Here is a 16,153-nt window from a genome sequence, read left to right as displayed (position 1 = left end):
ATGATTGACAAAAGTGGTTGCGCTGCTGTGCACTGGCCCACACCAGAAGTCGCCGCATCAGGGTGGCGGCCGGGAAGGAGTACCTGTGTTCAGCTTGGCGGGACGGATCGCGCTGGTCAGCGGAGCCGGCCAGAGTGTCGGCGAAGGAATCGCGAAAGTTCTCGCGCGCCAGGGTGCGTCGGTCATCGTCAACGACCTGCACCCCGACCGCGCGGAGAAGGTCGCGGCCGCCCTCGTCGAGGAGGGCAACACCGCGGTCGCCGCAGCCTTCGATGTCACCGACTACGCCGCCGTCGAGGAGCATGTGCGCGCGGCCGAGGCCGAACTCGGCGGGCACGTCGACATCGTCGTCAACAACGCGGGTGTCGCCGAGGGCCGCGTGATCAAGCCGTTCCGCGAGCTCTCCCCCGAGGAGTGGCGGGCGCCGATCGACCTCAACATCTTCGGGGCGATGAATTGCATCAAGGTGGCGCTCGACGGGATGTGCGACGCGGGCTGGGGGCGCGTCGTGCAGATCTCCTCCGGCTCCGCGCGCACCGGGCAGAACATCAACCAGAGCATGTATGCCACCGGAAAGAGCGGCATCGAGGGCTTCATTCGCCACCTCGCCGCGGAGACCGGGCAGTACGGGGTGACCGCGAACATCGTCGCGCTCGGTCATCAGAAGAACCTCGAGGAGAAGATGAGCCCCGAGATGATCGAACAGATTCTCCGCACCATCCCCATCGGCAGGCTCGGTGACGCCATCGAGGTCGGTGCGTTCTGCGCCTACCTGGCGTCGGACGAGGCCGGAGGCATTACCGGGCAGACGATGGACTTCAACGGTGGGTCTCAGACTCGATGAGCGCGCCGGAGTCCGGTCGTACCGGGCCGGCAACCACGCTGTCGCTCACCGCTGTCCGCGTGTCCGACCTCGCCCGGTCCGTCGCGTTCTACGTGGATGGCTGTGGTTTCGCGCACGAACGTGACCTCGAGACGCCCACGTTCAGGGCGTCCATCCTCAGGGCAGGCGCCGCCGGACTCGAACTTCTGGTGCCGGCGGAGCCCGAGCCGCTCGAGTACGGGAACGTACTGGTCAAAATCGTCCTGGGCACCGACGACGTAGTCGCATGTATGACCGCGGCGTGCGCACACGGTGGAACCGAGGAGACGCCGCCAACCCTCCTCGAGGCGTACGGGATGGTGATCGGCACCGTCCGTGATCCCGACGGGCATCTCGTCGAGTTCGTACAGCGCAACGGCGTGAAAGAAGCCTGACCGGCACGGTCGTGCGACGCGCCGCAGTCGTCGGTATCGGCCAATGTGGCTGGAATCAATTGTCTTGCAGTGCCCTTCGATTTCCTGGCGGGGGCAGACGACGAGTTCTGTTGGGGAAAGGGTCCCTTCGGTCGGTTCTTTGTTGGAGCGTTCACGGCGCCGGCCGGGCACCATCGGGTGCCCGGCCGGTGTTGTGTTCCGTCAGTGAGTCGCGAGGTCGGCCGCGACGCACCTGTTCCAGATGTCGCCGGCCACCACGCGCAGCGGCGCGATCATCTTCTGGTGGTCGAACGCGCCGACCGGTGCGCAGATGGACAGTCCCGCGAGATTGCCGTACATGTGCTCGGCCGGGCCGATCGACACACCCACGCAAGCGATGCCGGGGAACGCCTCTCCGCGGTCGAAGGCGGCACCGCGATCACGAACCTGGTTCATCTCTTCGTCGAACCGGCTCGATGCAGGGCGGGTGGGAGGGCTGCCCTCGCCGGCCCCGAGCCCGCGGGGGGACGGGGCCGGAGACACCGCGGAGTAGGCCATGATGACCTTCCCCACCGCAGTCAGATGCGCCGGCACTCGTTGTCCGACCGCGGTCGGTGTAGGTCCGGACGTGCGTCCGTTCACCTTGGCGAGGTAGACGGTGTCGCCCCGGTCGACGACACCGAGTTGGATGGTGAACCCGGTGCGCTGTGCGAATGCGTGCATGACAGGACGTGCGTGGTTGAGGAGGCGGTTCTGGTTGAGCGCGGCCTGCCCCATCTCGTAGGCCTTGACGCCGAGCTCGTAGGTCTGCTCCGGTGAGCGGGCCAGCCAGCCCGCGTTCGAGAGCTGTTCGAGGAGTCGGTGCGCCGACGACCTGGGAATGCCGGTTCGGGCCGTGACCTTGGCCAACGTCATCGGGCCTGCACTCAGGGCCTCCAGGACCAGCGACACCCGGTCAACGACGGAAACCGGGATCCCATCGGTGCGTGACGTATTCAACCCATCCTCCTTGCACCACGTGCGGTGTGACGTGGATCACGGTACCTGTGGTGTGCGGTATGCATCAATCCACGCCGTGACCGTTCGCTGTGTGTGGCACCCGCCAGCGCGAAAACGGCAGGTCGGGGCGTATTCGGCGGTGTTTCTCCGCCGACGACGACGGCGGCAGCGGAACTACCCTCCCGTTCTACGGGAGACCGACGTCACAGGGCAACTCCCGTTGCCAAGCTGGCGACAGCGCGACGGGTGAGTTGTCGCGATCAGCCGATCAGGAGACACCGTGAATTCCACTGACACCGAGGACCAGATTCGCGTCATCGACACCGGCACTCCGCCGACCCGCTACGCGCGCGGATGGCACTGCCTTGGGCTGGTGCGTGACTTCGCCGACGGAAAGCCGCATCAGGTCAGTGCATTCGGGACCGAGCTCGTGGTGTTCGCGGGCGAGGACGGAGAGCTCAACGTCCTCGACGCATTCTGCAGGCACATGGGCGGCAACCTTGCGCAGGGCACGGTGAAGGGCGACTCGATCGCGTGCCCGTTCCACGACTGGCGCTGGCGGGGGGACGGCAAGTGCTCGGGAATCCCGTACGCACGCCGCGTTCCGCCACTGGCCCGCACCCGAGCCTGGCAGACCTCCGTGGTGAGCGGGCAACTGTTCGTGTGGCACGACCCGCAGGGCGCCAAGCCGTCCGGCGAGTTGGCGATTCCCGAAATCCCCACGTATGGGAACCCGGGATGGACGGACTGGGTGTGGAACTCGATCGAGGTGACCGGATCCCACTGCCGAGAGATCGTCGACAACATCGTCGACATGGCGCACTTCTTCTACGTGCACTACGGGATGCCAACCTTCTTCCGCAACGTCTTCGAGGGGCACACCGCAACCCAGCTGATGCGGTCGAGGCCCCGGGCCGACGCGGTCGGGGTGAGTCAGTCCACCAATTACAGCGTCGAGAGTCAGTCGGATGCAACGTATTACGGTCCTTCCTACATGGTCGACAAGCTGTGGAGTGGTGGACGCGACCCTGAATCCGCACCGAACATCTACCTGATCAACTGCCACTACCCGATCACGCCCACATCGTTCCGGCTGCAGTACGGAGTCATGGTGGAGAAGCCGGCCGGTCTCCCCGACGAGCAGGCGGATCAGATCGCGCAGGCCGTTGCCAAGGGTGTCGCGATCGGGTTCGAGCAGGACGTGCACATCTGGAAGAACAAGTCCCGCATCGACAACCCGCTGCTCTGCGAGGAGGACGGCCCCGTCTACCAGCTTCGTCGCTGGTACGAGCAGTTCTACGTCGATGCCGACGATGTCCGGCCCGAGATGGTGAACCGCTTCGAGTACGAGATCGACACCGAGCGGGCACTTGGCAGCTGGCAGGCCGAGGTCGACGAGAACCTCGCCGCCGGACGCAGTGCCTTCGCCCCGAATCTCACCACCGCCCGCGAGGCAGCGCCCGCCCAGTCCGGTTCCTGAACCCCTCGCCACACCTCACACCTTTTGGAGACACGACCATGAGCTACCAAGTGCTCGACAACATCGTCGCCATGACCGACGAGATCCGGGCCGGAGCCGACGCCTCCGACGAGCTCGGCCGGCTGACCGATGACATGGCCAAGAACCTCAAGCAGGCCGGCATCATCCGGCTGCTGCAGCGTAGGAAGTACGACGGCTACGAGGCACACCCCCGTGAGTTCGCCGAGACCGTGATGAAGACCGCGAGCCTCTACGGTTCCGCGGGATGGGTCGGCGGCATCGTCGGGGTCCACCCGTGGCAGCTCGCGTTCGCGGACCCGAAGGTGCAGGACGAGGTGCTCGGCGCCGACTCCGACACGTGGCAGGCGTCCCCGTACATGCCGGGCGGCATCGCCACCCCGGTCGACGGCGGCTACCGGATGTCCGGCCGGTGGCAGTTCTCGTCCGGTACCGACCACTGCGACTGGATCTTCCTCGGTGCGATGGTCGGCGGCGAGGACGGCACACCGCTCATGCCGCCCGTCGGGCTGCACGTGATCCTGCCGCGATCCGACTACGAGATCGTCGAGGACTCGTGGAACGTCGTCGGTCTGCGCGGCACCGGCAGCAAGGACATCGTCGTCACGGACGCCTTCATCCCCGACTACCGGGTGATGAAGTCCCAGGACGTGATCGACGGGACCGCGGCCAAGGAATACGGCGTCACCGAGACGCTGTACCGGATGCCGTGGTCGACGATGTTCCCGCTGGGCATCACGTCCGCAACGATCGGGATCTGCGAGGGCGTCCTCGCTGCCGGCGTCGACTACCAGCGCGGGCGGGTCGGCGCAGCCGGCACCGCGATCAAGGATGACCCGTACGTCCTGCACGCACTGGGGGAGGCCGCCGCGGAGATCGATGCGGCACGCCAGCAGCTGCTCGCGAACGTGGACCGCATCTGGGATCTCGTCGATGCGGGCAGGGAAGTGGACTTCGAAACCCGGGCCTCGTCCCGCCGCAATCAGGTGCGGTCCGCGTGGCGGGCCGTCCGCGCCGCTGACGAGATCTTCGACCGCTCCGGCGGCAACGCGCTACGGGTCGACAACCCGCTGCAGCGGTTCTGGCGCGACGCGCACGCCGGACTGCACCACGCCATCCACGTCACGAGCACGACGTACCACGCATCAGCAATGGCGTCATTGGGAATCGACGTCCCGAACGGCCCTCTGCGCGTGATGATCTGACGCCCCATCGGCGTCCAGGAAGGAACACAGTGACCGAGATCAAGGGACTCGGGTACGTCCGCGTGCACGCCACCGACATGGTGCGATGGCGCGAGCTCGGATTCGACGTGCTCGGCTTCGCGCCCGGAACCGGACCCGAGGAAGACGCCCTGCACTTCCGCATGGACGAACGGCCGTCGCGGATCACCGTCGAACACGGTGACGTCGACCGCGTCACCGCCGTCGGCTGGGAGGTTCGCGACGGCGCTGCACTGCGCCGGCTTGCCCAGCGGCTCGACGCGGCGGGCTGCGAGTACGCGCCCATGCCGTTCGACGTGTGCGAGTTGCGTCGCGTCGAGGCCTGCCTGGTCACGAAGGACCCCGGCGGCACACCGCTCGAGTTCTTCTTCGGGCCGGCACTCGACCACAGCCCGGTGATCACCCGCTATGGGCAGACGTTCGTCACCGGGTCGCAGGGCCTCGGTCACGTGGTGATGCCGACCGCGAACTTCGACGATTCGTACCGCTTCTACACCGAGGTGCTCGAATTCCTGCCGCGTGGCGCGTTCCGGATGCCGACGCCTCCGGGTACCCCGCCGCAGCGGATCCGGTTCCTCGGCGTCAATCAGCGCCACCACAGCCTGGCGATCATGCCGGTGCCGGAGGGTCGCGACCCCGGGCTCATCCACGTGATGGTGGAGGTGGACTCCCTCGACGCCGTCGGCCGAGCCCTCGATCAGGTCGAGGCACGGAACTTCCCGCTGTCGTCGACGCTGGGCAGGCACACCAACGACAAGATGATCTCCTTCTACGTCCGCGTGCCCGGCGGCTGGGACATCGAATACGGAACCGGCGGAAAGCTGGTCGACGAAACGTACTACACCGCAGAGGAAATCACCGCGGACAGCTACTGGGGCCACGAATGGATGTGGGCTCGGCAGGCGAAAGCCGAGAGGGAAGCGGTCCAGAGCGCATGAAGAAGGACGTGAACACAGTGGACACACACGACGTCGACGCGATCGTCATCGGCGCAGGCATCTCCGGACTGTACGCGGCGTACAAGCTGCGGGAACGCGGCATGACCGTGCACGGCTTCGAATCCGCGGCCGGAGTCGGCGGCACCTGGTTCCACAACCGCTACCCGGGCGCGCGGTGCGATGTCGAGAGCATCGACTACTCGTACTCGTTCGACGAGAACCTGCAGCAAGAGTGGACGTGGACGGAGCGATTCGCGACGCAGGAGGAGATCCTCGCGTATCTCGAGCACGTCGCGGACCGCTTCGACCTGCGCGGCGCATACGACTTCCTGACCCGGGTGACCTCCACCGTGTGGAACGAGGAGTCGGCGCGGTGGACCGTCACCACCGACACCGGGAAGACGATGACCGCACGGTACTGCATCATGGCCACCGGCGTGCTGTCGGCGACGAACCGACCCGACATCGCCGGCCGCGACTCGTTCACCGGCGAGACCTACCACACCGGTGAATGGCCCCACGAGAAAGTCGATTTCACCGGCAAGCGCGTCGGTGTCATCGGAACGGGTTCGTCGGGAATGCAGTCCATCCCGCTGATCGCGCAGGACGCGGCGCACGTCTTCGTCTACCAGCGCAGCCCCAACTACTCGATCCCGGCGGGCAACCGGCCGCTCACCCCGGAGCAGATCGCCGAGGTGAAGGCGACCTACCCGGAGCGGCGTCGGCTGGCCCGACTCAGCGGAGGCGGCACCCCGTTCACCCCGTACCCGAAGGGTGCGATGGAGGTCGACGAGGCCGAGCGCCGGCGTGTGTACGACGAGTGGTGGCAGCGGGGCGGATACCTGTTCGCGAAGGCCTTCCCGGATCAGACCGTGAACCTGGAGTCCAACGACACCGCCCGTGAGTACGTCGAATCGAAGATCCGCGAGATGGTGAACGACCCCGCGATCGCCGACCAGCTCATTCCCACCGACCATCCGATCGGAACCAAGCGGATCGTCACGGACAGCGGCTATTTCGAAACCTACAACCGGGACAACGTCACCCTGGTCAATCTGCGGCGAACCCCGATCGTCGAGGTCACCGAGACCGGGATCCGCACCAGCGAGGGTCACCACCAGCTGGACACGCTCGTGTTCGCCACCGGGTTCGATGCGATGACCGGCGCATTGTCGCGGATCGACATCCGCGGGCGCGATGGCCGCACCCTGCGCGACGAATGGGCCGCGGGACCGCGCACGTACCTCGGGCTCGCCTCCAACGGCTTCCCGAACATGTTCTTCATGGTCGGCGCGGGCAGCCCCAGCGTGCTGGCCAACATGGTGCTGATGGCCGAGCAGCAGGTGGACTGGATCTCCGCCTGTCTCGATCACCTCGACGAGGTGGGTGCCCGGACGATCGAAGCCGGCGCACAGGCGGTCGACGACTGGGTTGCCGAATGCAACGAGAAGGCCGCAGGCACCCTGTTCCCGTCCGCGAACTCGTGGTACATGGGCGCCAACATTCCCGGCAAGCCACGCGTGTTCATGCCGTACATCGGCGGTTTCGCCAACTACTGCACCATCTGCGCCGAGGTCGCCGAGTCCGGCTACAAGGGCTTCGACCTGGTCGGGTCGGAGAGCGCCTGAGATGACCGCAGCACATTCATCAACCACACATTCATCGACGAGAGGCCGATCATGACCGACACGATGCCCGTCGCCTCCAGGGCCGACACCGAGGAATTCGAATCGCAGTTGGCCGCCGCGATCGACGTGTGCGACCCGGCGCCACTGCTCATGTCACTCGTTCACGTGACCGGAGACACCGGACTCCTCGACGAGTTCGGTCCGCGGCTGACGATCAGCGAACCGGGTAATCACTATCGGACCGGCACTCGCCCGACCACACCGCCGGGGCAGTACCCCGAGGACGTGGTCGCCGACATCCGGGCCCGCGCGCACAAGTTGCTCACCGCCGATATGGCCGATCGCCTCGGCGTTCCCGACCCCGAACTGTTCGTTCGCATGGCGACGGTGGGGACGTCGGAGCGCGTCGACGAGGAGTTCGTCCAGATCCTGCGCGAACAGTCCGGGTTCGTCCTGGGGGAGCGCCGCGTCCCGGTGACCGTCGCGCCCCCGGCCGACTTCTCGGTCATCGTCATCGGCGCGGGGATCGTCGGTATCAACGCCGCGATCAAGTTGCAGGATGCCGGCTTCGCCTACCGTGTGTTCGAGGCGCGACACGAAATCGGCGGAACCTGGTCGCGCAACACGTATCCGGGTGCCGCCGTCGACACTCCCAGCCACTACTACTCGTACTCCTTCGAGCTGAACCCCGGCTGGTCGAAGTACTACCCCTCGGGAACCGAGTACCAGCGATACCTCGAGGGCGTCGTCGACACCTACGGGATCGCCGAGAACATTTCCTTCCGCACCCGCGTGCTGTCCGCGACCTGGCTCGACGACCAGCACGTCTGGGAGGTGACCACCGAATCCGCCGACGGCACCCGTGAGGTGCACCGCGCGAACGCGGTGGTGACCGCGCTCGGCATGCTCAACTCGCCGAACATCCCCGACGTCGAGGGCATGGACACGTTCGCCGGAACCGTTGTCCACACCGCCGACTGGGACGCCGGCCTCGACCTGACCGGCAAGCGCGTCGTGGTGCTCGGAACCGGCTGTACGTCCGTGCAGGTCGTCGCCAGCATCGTCGACCAGGTGAAGTCACTCGACGTCGTGGTCCGGTCACCGCACTGGATCGTGCCGGAAAAGGCCGTCGTGAACGACGTTCCGGACGGCGAGAAATGGGCGCTCGCCCACATCCCGCGCTACCACGAGTGGTTCCGGCTGCGCTCGTACTGGTTCGCGTCCGACAATCTGTACACGTTGCCGCGGATCGATGCCGAATGGGCGAAGACGCACTTCTCCGCCTCGCCGGCCAACGAGATGGTGCTGAACACGGCACGGAACTACCTGCAGACCAGCTTCGCCGACCGCCCCGACCTGGTGGAGAAGCTGACGCCCGACTTCCGTCCGTACGGCAAGCGGATCGTCAAGGATCCCGGTTTCTTCAAGGCGCTCACGCGAGAGCACGTGACCCTGCACCGGGCGTCGTTCCAGCGGGTGACATCGGACGGTGTGATCACCACCGAGGGCGACTTCGTGCCCGCCGATGTCATCATCCTGGCGACCGGCTTCGCACTGGAGTTCACCACGTCCATCGAGATCACCGGACGCGACGGGCGAATGCTCGCCGACCAGTGGAAGGGTGGTGACGACCCCCGCGCCTATCTCGGCATCCAGGTGTCCGGCTTCCCGAACCTGTTCGTCACGGCGGGACCGAATTCGGCACCGAACCACGGTGCCGGCCACAACATTCTGAGCGAGGAGCACGTTCACTACGTCATCGAGTGCCTGCAGTACCTCCTCGAGAACGGGCACGATGCGATGGACGTGCGGCAGGAAGTGCAGGGCGACTACAACCGCAGGGTGGACGAGGCGCTGGACAAGACGGTGTGGGTGCATCCGGGCGCGAAGGTCAACGGCTACTACCGCAACAGCGCCGGACGGGCAGTGGTGCCGTGTCCGTGGCGTCTGGTCGACTACTGGACGATGCTGCGGGAACCGAACCCGGAGGCTCTCGAGTTCATCGACCCCACCACCCGAGGCGGCGACCGATGAGTCCCGAACCCGCAATCGTCGACGGGTGTGTGGAAGTCGACCTGCTCGTCGTCGGATCCGGCACCGGTCTGGCCGCTGCGCTGGCCGCATCGGAGGCCGGACTGTCGACGCTGGTCGTGGAGAAATCCGAGTACGTGGGCGGGTCGCTGGCCCGTTCGGGTGGAGCGTTCTGGGTTCCCGGAAACCCGGTGCTGGCGGCACTCGCGCCGTCCGACACCCTCTCGGACGCCCGCACCTACGTCCGCGCGGTGGTGGACGGTAGCGCGCCCGACGAGCGGGGTGAGGCGTTCCTCGACCACGGTGGCGCCGCCATCGCGATGCTCGAGCGCATGACACCGATGAAATTCATGTGGGCGAAAGGGTATTCGGACTATCACCCGGAGAGGCCGGGTGGATCGGCGCTGGGCCGGACTTGCGAGTGCAAGCCGTTCGACATGTCCGTGCTCGGCTCCGAGCAGGCCAAGCTCAGGCCCGGTCTGCTCGACGCGCCGCTGCCGATGCCGGTCACCGGTGCCGACTACAAGTGGCTCAACCTCCTCACCCGGACGCCGCGCAGGTCGCTGGCCCGGGCAATGCGGGCGTTCGCCATCGGGGTCGGCGGCCTCGCACTGCGACGGCGGTACGTAGCCGGCGGTCAGGCTCTGGCCGCAGGGCTGTTCGCGGGGGCGGTCCGAGCGGGCATCCCGATCTGGACCGACTCGCCGCTGGTCGAGTTGACCGAGCGGGACGGGCGGATCGTCGGTGCGGTGGTGGAGCGGGCAGGTCGTCGCACCACCGTCGTGGCCCGGCGCGGGGTGGTGCTCGCCGCGGGAGGCTTCGACCACGACATGGAGATGCGGCACAAGTTCCAGTCCGCACGGCTGGCTGAGAACGTCAGCCTGGGATGCACCGCGAACACCGGCGACGCCATCAGGCTGGCCCAGGATCACGGTGCCGCGGTCGGCCTCATGGATCAGGCGTGGTGGTTTCCGGCGGTGGCGCCGCTGCCCGGCGGACAGCCGAGGGTCCTGCTCGCCGAACGCTCGCTCCCCGGATCGTTCATCGTCGATCAGAGCGGCCGCCGCTTCCTCAACGAGGCGATGGACTACATGTCGTTCGGACAGCGCGTGCTGGCCCGCGAGCGCGAGGGCGACCCGATCGAGAAGATGTGGCTCGTCTTCGACCAGCGCTATCGCAACAGTTACCTGTTTGCCGGGGAGTTCTACGCTCGGCAGCCGCTTCCGGACTCCTGGTACGAGCACGGGGTCGCACACCGGGCCGGCGGGGCGCGGGAACTCGCCGCCAAGATGGGTGTGCCCGGCCCCGAGTTCGCGGCGACCATGCGGACGTTCAACAACGCCGCTGCGAAGGGCATCGATCACGACTTCGGTCGCGGGTCCAGCGCCTACGACCGGTACTACGGAGACCCGACGGTGACCCCCAACCCGAACCTGCGTGCGCTGCACGAGGAGTCCCTCTTCGCTGTCGAGGTCGTCCTCAGTGACCTGGGAACATGCGGTGGCCTGCGCGCGGACGCGAACGCGCGGGTGCTCCGCGAGGACGGCACCGTCATGGACGGCCTCTACGCGATCGGGAACACCGCCGCGAACGCGTTCGGGGCGACGTATCCCGGTGCCGGGGCGACCATCGGTCAGGGACTCGTGTACGGCTTCGTCGCGGCGCGCACGGCGGCCGGGGCGCCGCTGCCGGCCGGGATCCCGGGATGACGATGCAGGCGCTGAACTGCGAGACGTGTGGGCGGGGCGTGCTCGTCGAGAAGTTCAGCCCCGCCCACACGTCGATCCAGTGGACGTCCGACGCGTCGGGGTGCCCGCTGATCGCGGCGGGGACGCACTCGCTCGGTGACCGTGACCGGGGCTGCGGCGCGCTGCGTCGCACCATCGACCGCGCGGTGGCGCGTCACGGACTGGGCGAATCGCGTATCGAGCTGCCGTCGGGCCCGGATCTGCCACGCCTGCACTGACGAAAACGGAAGCGGCCATGGATTTCCATGGCCGCTTCCGCTTTCGTCGTGTCAGTCCGCGGTGCCGACGACGAGTGGGCAGCGCGTGCCCGTGAAGATGCTCGCCGCGCACTTGTTGCAGTGAATGCACAGTGAACGCGTCTCGCGGTCACGTTGGATACGCGCGATGAGGTCGGGCTCACGCAGCAGGGCTCGCGCCATGGCGACGAACTCGAACCCCTCACGCATGGCGACTTCCATGGCGTCGAGGTCGGTGACACCGCCGAGGAGTACGAGTGGGAGCGACAATTCGTCACGGAACTGCCGCGCGTACTCCAGGAAGTACAGCGGCTCGTACGGGTAGTGCTTGAACACTGCCTTGCCGAACACCTTCATCCCGAACTGCACGATCGGGACCTGCGTCTCCGCCATCTCCTGCAGCGGCACGTCGCCGCGGAACAGGTACATCGGATTCAGCAGGGACGAACCGCCGGTCAGCTCCAGCGCGTCCAGGTGCCCGTCCGATTCGAGCATCTTCGCGAACGGCAGTGATTCGTCGAGCCAGAATCCGCCGGGCACGCCGTCGGCCATGTTCATCTTCGCGAGGACCGCGATCTCACCGCCTGCGGCTTCGGCGACGGCGGCGAGGATGCGGCGGGCGAACTCGGCCCGGTTGGCGAGGGAGCCGCCCCAGCGGTCCTTGCGGTGGTTGACCTTCGGGCTCAGGAACGAACTGGCGAGGTAGTTGTGACCGAGGTGGACCTCGACGGCGTCGAATCCAACCTCGCGCGCGTAGCGGGTGGCCTGTCCGTGGGCGTCGATGATCCGCTGGATGTCCTCGTCGCCCGCCTTGTGGTCCATGCTCATCGACAGCGGGTTCGGCCGGCCGGACGGCGCGAGCGAGGGCAGCCCGTTCGAACGGGAGTTGGCGACGGGACCGGCATGGCCGATCTGTGCGGACACCTTCGCGCCGGTCGCGTGGACGGAATCGGTGAGGAGCCGAAGTCCGTCCAGGGCCTCCGGGCGCCAATAGATCTGATCGCGTTCGGTGCGCCCTTCGGGGGCGACGGCGAGGTATGCGACCGTCGTCATGCCGACGCCTCCCGCGCCGACCGCAACGTGGAAGTCCACGAGGCGGTCACTGACGAGGGCATTCGGTGTCGCGCCCTCGAACGTCGCGGACTTGATGACGCGGTTGCGCAGCGTGATCGGTCCGAGGCGCGCGGGAGCGAGTGGGTCGGGTACCGAGGTCTCGGCCGGGGTGGTGGGTGGTGTTGTCATGCGATCTCCATATTTCTCGGGCTGTGAGAGGAGTCATGCACTTGCGGGTGAAACGTGGGTCGCGATGTCCATCCAGCGCAGCATCGCGTCGACGGCGTCGGCGGAATCCCCATGTGCGCCGGCTTCGGCCCATTCGGTCAGTGCGGCAAACGCCGCGGCCTGATAGGCGGTGGCCAACGCGCGGGCGATCGCCGGTGGTGCTTCGGGGATCCGCCGGGTGAGGTAGTCGGACAACACGGTGATCCACGGCCGATATGCCTCGGTCGCCATCCCGGCCAGCTCCGGCTCGCTCGAGATCAGACGGAGCCAGTCGGGGCTGACTCGTTGGACTCGCGGCCGGCGTGAGACCGAATCCACCACAGCGGTTCGAACCGCTTCACCAACCGGAGTGGACTCCGTTATGGCGGACAGGGATTCGCGCAACCGGTCGGTGGCCGAGGCTACACCGATCCACGCGATGGCGGACTTCACGGAGAAGTGCCGGATGAGGGTGCGGGTGCTGATGCCGGTCGCCGCGGCGAGATCGCTCCAGCTGGTCGCGGCGTAACCCTGACGCGACCAGAGTGCGAAGGCGACCTCCGCGACCGCTTCGGGTTCGAGGACGGTGGGCCGTCCGCGTCCCCGTCCGCTCGCGGGTCGAGTGGACGGCTCTGAGGGTGAGGATTCTTCGCGACTCACGGTCCGAGAACACCATTATTGGCGTAATGTGTCAAATATCGGGCTGCCGGACACGGCGGCGGCGGTTCGATGAGCGAAAGGTGAAGGGCGTGGGCGTGTATGCGGTGACCGGATCCGCCTCGGGTATGGGTCGTGCGGTCGCGGAGAGGCTCCGGGGAGCCGGGCACACGGTCATCGGTGTCGACATCAGGGAGGCCGATGTCGTGGCGGACCTGTCGACCGCCCAGGGCAGGCGACAGGCTGTGCGGGACGTGCTGGCGGCCGCGGGCGACCGACTGGACGGCGCCGTCCTCGCCGCGGGACTCGGCCCGGCGCCGGGACGAGACCGCCCCAGGCTGATCGCCGAGGTCAACTACTTCGGTGTCGTCGACCTGCTGGAGGGGTGGCGGGATGCGCTCGCCGCGGCGGGCAACGCCAAGGTGGTCGTCTTCTCCAGCAACTCGACCACGACAACTCCGGCCGTCCCTCGGCGCACGATCAAGGCGTTCCTCGATGGCGACGCGCACCGGGCAGTGCGGTCGGTCCGCGTGTTCGGAAAGGCCGCTCCCGCAATCGCCTACGCGGGATCGAAGATCGCAGTCAGCAGGTGGGTGCGCCGCACAGCGGTGCGATCGGAGTGGGCGGGCGCCGGCATCCGCCTGAACGCACTCGCCCCCGGTGCGATCATGACGCCGCTGCTCGAGAAGCAGCTCTCCACTCCGTCGGAGGCGAAGGCCATCCGCTCGTTCCCGGTCCCCGTCGGAGGATTCGGCGACGCCGGCCAACTCGGCGACTGGGTGGTGTTCATGTTGTCCGACGCCGCCGATTTCCTCTGTGGGAGTGTCGTCTTCGTCGACGGTGGCTCCGACGCGTACTTCCGGCCAGACGACTGGCCGCGGTCCGTCCCGGTTCGGCGGATTGTCTCTTATCTCCGCCGATTCCGGGGATTCGGACGGTGACTCAACGAGGCGCGGGTTCCCGGCACTCGTAGAACCGTGGGGTCGTGTCGACCCGGAGGCGGGTCAGTGCGCGTCGGCTGATGAGCCAACGCCCGTCCTCCTTGCGGTACTCCTCGTGGTAGTGGCCGTACCCGTGGAGGTGCTCCTCCTGGTCGCCGTTCGTCCACCACAGGTGGTCCTCCATCGCCCAGATTCCACGGGCGGTCGTGTCGGAGGTCAGTTCGATCTCGGGGGTGTGACCGTGGTGCACCGAGGTGATCGGGTACCGGCCGTCCAGGACCCGCTTGATGGATGCCGTCACGGCGTCCGGTCCGACCACGCTGTGGTCGCCGAATGTCAGGCTGACGACGTCGTCCGTGTGCAGTGTCGGATAGATGTGCCACTCCTTGTTGTCCATGCACCGCAGCCGCGCCGCGAAGGTTCGCTTGATCTCCTCGATGGCCAGGAACTGTTCAGCGGGGCTGAGTGAATTTTCGATCGTCATGGTGAAACTGTCGGTCATCGTGTGGTCGAGCGCAACAGGTGCTTCGGCTCAGGGGCTGACGAAAACTGTTGCTGCTCTGTGCCGCACGGTCCTGTGTGGTTTGCCGACGGTAATGCCGAGAAGGCGCGGGAGAACAGCGCCCCCGACCGCGCGAGGCTGACTCTCGCCGCCCACGAGGCGATGCAGTTGCAGACAACTCACCGGTGCGAGGTCGGCGAGCTGTGCGGATCCGACGTGATCTCCCGCACAACGGGAGACGGTGATCCGTCGGCGCCTTTGCGGTCCTAGCGTGAGCGAATGGCCGACCAGAGGATCTACATAGTCGATCGCGTGACGACCGAACCCGGGCGCGGGCGAGCTTTCGTCGACGCGTACATGTCGGACTACGTGCCGCAGGCCACGCGCATCGGGATGACGCTCGACCGGGTGCTGGTGAGCCCTCCGGTGTGGTTCGAGGACGACGGGAACACGGTGACCGCGACCTGGACGGTCTCCGGCCACGAGCAGTGGTGGCAGACCGCGATCGCCCGCCGATTCGACGCCGGCTTCGTCGACTTCTGGAATCGCGTCGAGCCGATGGTGGCACAGCGTTCACGCTCGATGGCGGCCGAAGCAGAGAGTGTGGAGGGAATGTGCCGTGTTTAGCGTGACCCGTCTCGTTCACCTGACCGAACCGAGTGACGTGGCCGCCGTCGTCGACCGGATCCGTACCGCCGTGGAGGCGACGCCCCGCCGGTACGCGCTGGTGCGGCCGACGCTCGATGGCGTCCGCAACGGCGGCGACGTCCTCGTCCATCTCCGATTCGCGACACAGGCGGAGTGGGAGCGCTGTCGGTCGGCCGTGGAGTCGGCGATCGGCGGACCGGACGTCCGGCACGTCGACGGCGCAGACTACGTCGCCGGCAGCGGGCGGGAGTCGTGGAGCGGGTCACGCACCGGCGCAGTGGAACCCACGGTGTACCGGACACTGCTCCTGCGGGTGGACGACTCCGCCGCACGCGACCTCGTGGAGAGGTTCGAACAGGAGATGCTCAGGATGCCGCGGCATGTCACGTCGATGCTGTCGTGGCAGCTCAGTCGCGTCACCTCCGCGATCGGCGCGAGCGAGTGGACCCACGTCTGGGAGCAGTCCTTCACGGATGTCGACGGACTCCTCGGTGAGTACATGGCCCACCCGGTGCACTGGGGGTACGTCGACAAGTGGTTCGACCCGGAAGCCGCTGAGTACATCGTGAAGGACCTTGTCTGCCACAGCTTTTGCGCTCTTTCCAACG

Annotated in this window: 15 protein-coding genes and 1 pseudogene; 12 read left to right on the top strand and 4 right to left on the bottom strand. The window is 67.1% G+C overall.

Annotation, left to right across the window (positions count from 1 at the left end; genetic code table 11):
• Window positions 1-85: 85 nt before the first annotated feature.
• Window positions 86-844 carry an SDR family NAD(P)-dependent oxidoreductase gene (locus ACWEPG_RS17930; protein WP_450116436.1) on the top strand — a complete coding sequence of 253 codons (759 nt, stop codon included), beginning with the start codon at window positions 86-88 and terminating at the stop codon, window positions 842-844.
• The gene (locus ACWEPG_RS17925; RefSeq protein WP_450116437.1) at window positions 841-1,257 is read left to right on the top strand and encodes a VOC family protein; all 417 of its coding nucleotides are present in this window, start codon (window positions 841-843) and stop codon (window positions 1,255-1,257) included. The genes ACWEPG_RS17930 and ACWEPG_RS17925 overlap by 4 nt, the downstream gene beginning before the upstream one ends.
• Window positions 1,258-1,458: 201 nt before the next feature.
• On the opposite strand, the gene ACWEPG_RS17920 is transcribed toward ACWEPG_RS17925, so the two are convergent.
• Window positions 1,459-2,235 carry an IclR family transcriptional regulator gene (locus tag ACWEPG_RS17920; protein WP_450116438.1) on the bottom strand — a complete coding sequence of 259 codons (777 nt, stop codon included), beginning with the start codon at window positions 2,233-2,235 and terminating at the stop codon, window positions 1,459-1,461.
• A 280-nt stretch (window positions 2,236-2,515) separates the two neighbouring features.
• On the opposite strand from ACWEPG_RS17920, the gene ACWEPG_RS17915 reads away from it, so the two are divergent.
• From ACWEPG_RS17915 to ACWEPG_RS17885, 7 genes are read left to right on the top strand one after another with little or no spacing between them, the layout of a single operon-like run.
• Window positions 2,516-3,715 (top strand): Rieske 2Fe-2S domain-containing protein, encoded by a 1,200-nt coding sequence (locus tag ACWEPG_RS17915; RefSeq protein WP_450116439.1) that lies wholly within the window; start codon window positions 2,516-2,518, stop codon window positions 3,713-3,715.
• A 38-nt stretch (window positions 3,716-3,753) separates the two neighbouring features.
• The gene (locus ACWEPG_RS17910) at window positions 3,754-4,938 is read left to right on the top strand and encodes an acyl-CoA dehydrogenase family protein (RefSeq protein ID WP_450116440.1); all 1,185 of its coding nucleotides are present in this window, start codon (window positions 3,754-3,756) and stop codon (window positions 4,936-4,938) included.
• A 29-nt stretch (window positions 4,939-4,967) separates the two neighbouring features.
• Entirely contained in the window at window positions 4,968-5,894 is a 927-nt protein-coding gene (locus ACWEPG_RS17905) for a VOC family protein (RefSeq protein WP_452594905.1), read from the top strand.
• Window positions 5,895-5,902: 8 nt separating this feature from the next.
• Window positions 5,903-7,522, top strand: coding sequence for a flavin-containing monooxygenase (locus tag ACWEPG_RS17900; protein ID WP_452594904.1), 1,620 nt, complete (start codon window positions 5,903-5,905; stop codon window positions 7,520-7,522).
• Window positions 7,523-7,573: 51 nt separating this feature from the next.
• Entirely contained in the window at window positions 7,574-9,556 is a 1,983-nt protein-coding gene (locus ACWEPG_RS17895; protein WP_452594903.1) for a flavin-containing monooxygenase, read from the top strand.
• Entirely contained in the window at window positions 9,553-11,262 is a 1,710-nt protein-coding gene (locus ACWEPG_RS17890) for a 3-ketosteroid-delta-1-dehydrogenase (protein ID WP_452594902.1), read from the top strand. The genes ACWEPG_RS17895 and ACWEPG_RS17890 overlap by 4 nt, the downstream gene beginning before the upstream one ends.
• Window positions 11,259-11,519 carry a hypothetical protein gene (locus ACWEPG_RS17885; RefSeq protein WP_452594901.1) on the top strand — a complete coding sequence of 87 codons (261 nt, stop codon included), beginning with the start codon at window positions 11,259-11,261 and terminating at the stop codon, window positions 11,517-11,519. Before ACWEPG_RS17890 ends, ACWEPG_RS17885 begins: the two co-directional genes overlap by 4 nt.
• Window positions 11,520-11,570: 51 nt before the next feature.
• Here ACWEPG_RS17885 and ACWEPG_RS17880 read toward each other — a convergent pair whose 3' ends face one another.
• Together ACWEPG_RS17880 and ACWEPG_RS17875 are read right to left on the bottom strand one after the other, a co-directional pair.
• On the bottom strand, window positions 11,571-12,779 hold the full coding sequence (locus ACWEPG_RS17880; protein WP_452594900.1) for an NADH:flavin oxidoreductase: 1,209 nt from the start codon (window positions 12,777-12,779) through the stop codon (window positions 11,571-11,573).
• Between the two features lie 33 nt (window positions 12,780-12,812).
• The gene (locus tag ACWEPG_RS17875; RefSeq protein ID WP_452594899.1) at window positions 12,813-13,457 is read right to left on the bottom strand and encodes a TetR/AcrR family transcriptional regulator; all 645 of its coding nucleotides are present in this window, start codon (window positions 13,455-13,457) and stop codon (window positions 12,813-12,815) included.
• 89 nt (window positions 13,458-13,546) lie between these two features.
• Here ACWEPG_RS17875 and ACWEPG_RS17870 point away from each other — a divergent pair, with 89 nt between their 5' ends.
• Window positions 13,547-14,395, top strand: a complete 849-nt coding sequence (locus ACWEPG_RS17870) for an SDR family oxidoreductase (RefSeq protein ID WP_450116448.1) — start codon at window positions 13,547-13,549, stop codon at window positions 14,393-14,395.
• A gap of 1 nt (window position 14,396) precedes the next feature.
• Here the strand turns inward: ACWEPG_RS17870 and ACWEPG_RS17865 are convergent, their stop codons facing one another.
• Window positions 14,397-14,879, bottom strand: coding sequence for a nuclear transport factor 2 family protein (locus tag ACWEPG_RS17865; protein WP_452594898.1), 483 nt, complete (start codon window positions 14,877-14,879; stop codon window positions 14,397-14,399).
• A 297-nt stretch (window positions 14,880-15,176) separates the two neighbouring features.
• Here ACWEPG_RS17865 and ACWEPG_RS17860 point away from each other — a divergent pair, with 297 nt between their 5' ends.
• Complete coding sequence (locus ACWEPG_RS17860) at window positions 15,177-15,524, top strand: hypothetical protein (protein WP_452594897.1); 348 nt, start codon at window positions 15,177-15,179, stop codon at window positions 15,522-15,524.
• Window positions 15,499-16,113, top strand: a pseudogene (locus tag ACWEPG_RS17855) (Dabb family protein); the annotation flags it as partial. The gene ACWEPG_RS17860 and the pseudogene ACWEPG_RS17855, both read left to right, overlap by 26 nt.
• Window positions 16,114-16,153 lie beyond the last annotated feature (40 nt).

This window comes from Rhodococcus sp. NPDC004095 (assembly GCF_053604015.1).
Note: the sequence above shows the minus strand (reverse complement) of the source record. Positions and strands in the feature narration are given on the sequence as shown.

What these genes read in the sequence shown, in the direction of transcription:
- ACWEPG_RS17860 (WP_452594897.1), top strand. Translation starts at nt 15,177, where the DNA reads ATGGCCGACCAGAGGATCTACATAGTCGATCGCGTGACGACCGAACCC.
- ACWEPG_RS17890 (WP_452594902.1), top strand. Translation starts at nt 9,553, where the DNA reads ATGAGTCCCGAACCCGCAATCGTCGACGGGTGTGTGGAAGTCGACCTG.
- ACWEPG_RS17865 (WP_452594898.1), bottom strand. Translation starts at nt 14,879, where the DNA reads ATGACGATCGAAAATTCACTCAGCCCCGCTGAACAGTTCCTGGCCATC.
- ACWEPG_RS17910 (WP_450116440.1), top strand. Translation starts at nt 3,754, where the DNA reads ATGAGCTACCAAGTGCTCGACAACATCGTCGCCATGACCGACGAGATC.
- ACWEPG_RS17880 (WP_452594900.1), bottom strand. Translation starts at nt 12,779, where the DNA reads ATGACAACACCACCCACCACCCCGGCCGAGACCTCGGTACCCGACCCA.
- ACWEPG_RS17885 (WP_452594901.1), top strand. Translation starts at nt 11,259, where the DNA reads ATGACGATGCAGGCGCTGAACTGCGAGACGTGTGGGCGGGGCGTGCTC.
- ACWEPG_RS17925 (WP_450116437.1), top strand. Translation starts at nt 841, where the DNA reads ATGAGCGCGCCGGAGTCCGGTCGTACCGGGCCGGCAACCACGCTGTCG.
- ACWEPG_RS17895 (WP_452594903.1), top strand. Translation starts at nt 7,574, where the DNA reads ATGACCGACACGATGCCCGTCGCCTCCAGGGCCGACACCGAGGAATTC.